The organism is Methylobacterium segetis (assembly GCF_004348265.1).
Classification (GTDB): domain Bacteria; phylum Pseudomonadota; class Alphaproteobacteria; order Rhizobiales; family Beijerinckiaceae; genus Methylobacterium; species Methylobacterium segetis.
Genome location: NZ_SMNT01000204.1, coordinates 1 through 2,802, shown reverse-complemented (window position 1 = coordinate 2,802; position 2,802 = coordinate 1). Strand labels below are relative to the sequence as shown.

Annotated in this window: 2 protein-coding genes; both read left to right on the top strand. The window is 70.8% G+C overall.

The features are described from left to right. On the top strand, positions 1 to 724 hold a 724-nt coding region (gene nuoF, locus E1J50_RS25910), incomplete at its 5' end, for an NADH-quinone oxidoreductase subunit NuoF (RefSeq protein ID WP_132257119.1). Positions 725 to 764: 40 nt separating this feature from the next. Beyond that, the coding region (nuoG, locus tag E1J50_RS25905; protein ID WP_132257117.1) for an NADH-quinone oxidoreductase subunit NuoG at positions 765 to 2,802 on the top strand (2,038 nt) is incomplete at its 3' end.

Below are 2,802 nucleotides of genomic sequence, written 5' to 3'. Positions count from 1 at the left end.
TCCGTTCCCGGCCAATATGGGCCTCTACGGCTGCCCGACGACGGTCAACAACGTCGAGTCGATCGCGGTGGCCGGCACCATCCTGCGCCGCGGCGGCGCGTGGTTCGCGGGGCTTGGCGGCAAGAACAACACCGGCACCAAGCTGTTCTGCGTCTCCGGCCACGTGAACAAGCCCTGCAACGTCGAGGAGGAGCTCGGGATCACCTTTCGCGAGCTGATCGACAAGCATTGCGGCGGCATGCGGGGCGGCTGGGACAACCTGCTCTGCTCGATCCCCGGCGGCTCCTCGGTGCCGCTGGTGCCGGCCGAGCAGATCATCGACGCCAAGATGGACTTCGACACCTTGCGCAACCTCGGCTCGGGCCTCGGCACCGCGGCGGTGATCGTCCTCGACAAGTCCACCGACATCGTCCAGGCGATCGCGCGCATCGCCTATTTCTACAAGCACGAGAGCTGCGGCCAGTGCACGCCCTGCCGCGAGGGCACGGGCTGGATGTGGCGCGTGATGCTGCGCATGGCCGAGGGCCGCGCGCAGAAGCGCGAGATCGACATGCTGTTCGACGTCACGAAGCAGATCGAGGGGCACACGATCTGCGCGCTGGGTGACGCGGCGGCCTGGCCGATCCAGGGCCTGATCCGCCACTACCGCCCCGAGATCGAGAAGCGGATCGACCGCTACAGCGCCAACCCGCATTCCGACCCCGTGCCCATGGCGGCGGAGTGAGCCCGCCCGCCGCGATGCAGTTCGAGACCGAGAAGCACGTATGACCAAGATCGTCGTCGACGGCACCGAGGTCGATGTCCCGGCCGAGTACACCCTGCTCCAGGCCTGCGAGGTCGCGGGCGCGGAGATCCCGCGCTTCTGCTTCCACGAGCGCCTGTCGATCGCCGGCAATTGCCGCATGTGCCTCGTGGAGCTGAAGGGCGCGCCGAAGCCCGTCGCCTCCTGCGCCTACGCGGTCAAGGATTGCCGGCCCGGCCCCAACGGCGAGCCGCCGGAGGTGCTGACGCGCTCCGGGCAGACCAAGAAGGCCCGCGAGGGGGTGATGGAGTTCCTCCTCATCAACCACCCGCTCGATTGCCCGATCTGCGACCAGGGCGGCCATTGCGACCTGCAGGACCAGGCGATGGCCTACGGCGTCGACTCGACCCGCTACGGCGAGAACAAGCGCGCCGTCGAGGAGAAGTACATCGGCCCGCTGGTGCGGACCGCCATGAACCGCTGCATTCACTGCACCCGCTGCGTGCGCTTCCTCGCGGAGGTGGCCGGCGTGCCGGATCTCGGCGCGATCGGCCGCGGCGAGGACATGGAGATCACGAGCTACCTCGAGCAGGCGATGCATTCGGAGCTGCAGGGGAACGTCGCCGACCTCTGCCCGGTGGGCGCGCTCGTGCACAAGCCGCAGAGCTACAACGTCCGCCCCTGGGAACTGACGAAGACCGACTCGGTCGACGTGATGGACGCGGTGGGCTCGGCGATCCGCGTCGATTCCCGCGGCCGCGAGGTCATGCAGATCGAGCCGCGCGTCAACGAGGCGATCAACGAGGAGTGGATCTCGGACAAGACCCGCCACTCCGTCGACGGCCTGCGCCTGCAGCGCCTCGACCGTCCGTACCTGCGCGAGAACGGCCGACTCCGCCCGGCCACCTGGAACGAGGCCTTCGGCGCCATCGCCGCCCGGATGAAGGGCGCGGACCCGAAGCGCGTCGGCGCGCTCGTCGGCGATCTCGCGGCCGTCGAGGAGACATATGCGCTGAAGGGCCTGATGACGTCCCTCGGCGTCGCGAACCTCGATTGCCGGCAGGCCGGCGAGGCCCTCGATCCGGCCTGGGGCCGGGCCGCCTACACGTTCGGGCCGACGATCCCCGGTATCGAGGAGGCGGACGCGATCCTGCTCGTCGGCGCCAACCCGCGCCTCGAGGCGTCCCTGCTCAACGTCCGCATCCGCAAGCGCTGGCGCATGGGCCCCCTGCCGGTCGGCATGATCGGCGAGCCGGCGGACCTCACCTATCCCCACATCCATCTCGGCGCCGGGCCCGAGACGCTGGCCGATCTCGCCGCGGGCCGCCACAGCTTCGCAGAGACGCTGAAGGCGGCCGCCAATCCCATCGTCCTCGTCGGCATGGGCGCGCTCGCGCGCCCGGACGGCGCCGCGATCCTCGCCGCCGCCGCGGCTCTCGCCCGGGATGTCGGCGCGGTGAGCCCGGGCTGGAACGGTTTCGGCGTGCTGCACACGGCCGCCGCCCGCGTCGGCGCGCTCGATCTCGGCTTCGTGCCGGGGGAGGGGGGCCTCGATCTCGCCGGTATGATCGCGCCGGGCGCCCTCGACGTGGTCTTCAATCTCGGCGCCGACGAGGTCGAGATCGCGCCGGGCGCCTTCGTGATCTACCAGGGCACCCACGGCGACCGCGGCGCCTCCCGCGCCGACGTGATCCTGCCGGGCGGGGCCTATACCGAGAAGAACGCGACCTACGTGAACCTCGAAGGCCGCGTGCAATGGGCGAACCGCTCGTCCTTCCCGCCGGGCGATGCCCGCGAGGATTGGGCGATCCTGCGCGCGCTCTCCGACGTGCTGGGCAGGCGCCTGCCGTACGATTCGCTCGCCGCGCTCCGCCGCGCGCTCTACGCCGACCACCCGCATCTCGCGGCGGTCGATGCGGTCGAGCCCGCCGACGCGGCCGCGGCGCTCGAGACCCTGGCCGGCCTCGGCGGCACGCCCGCGCGTGAGCCGTTCCGCTCCCCGATCCTCGACTTCTACCTCACCAACCCGATCGCCCGCGCCTCGCGGGTGCTCGCCGAGT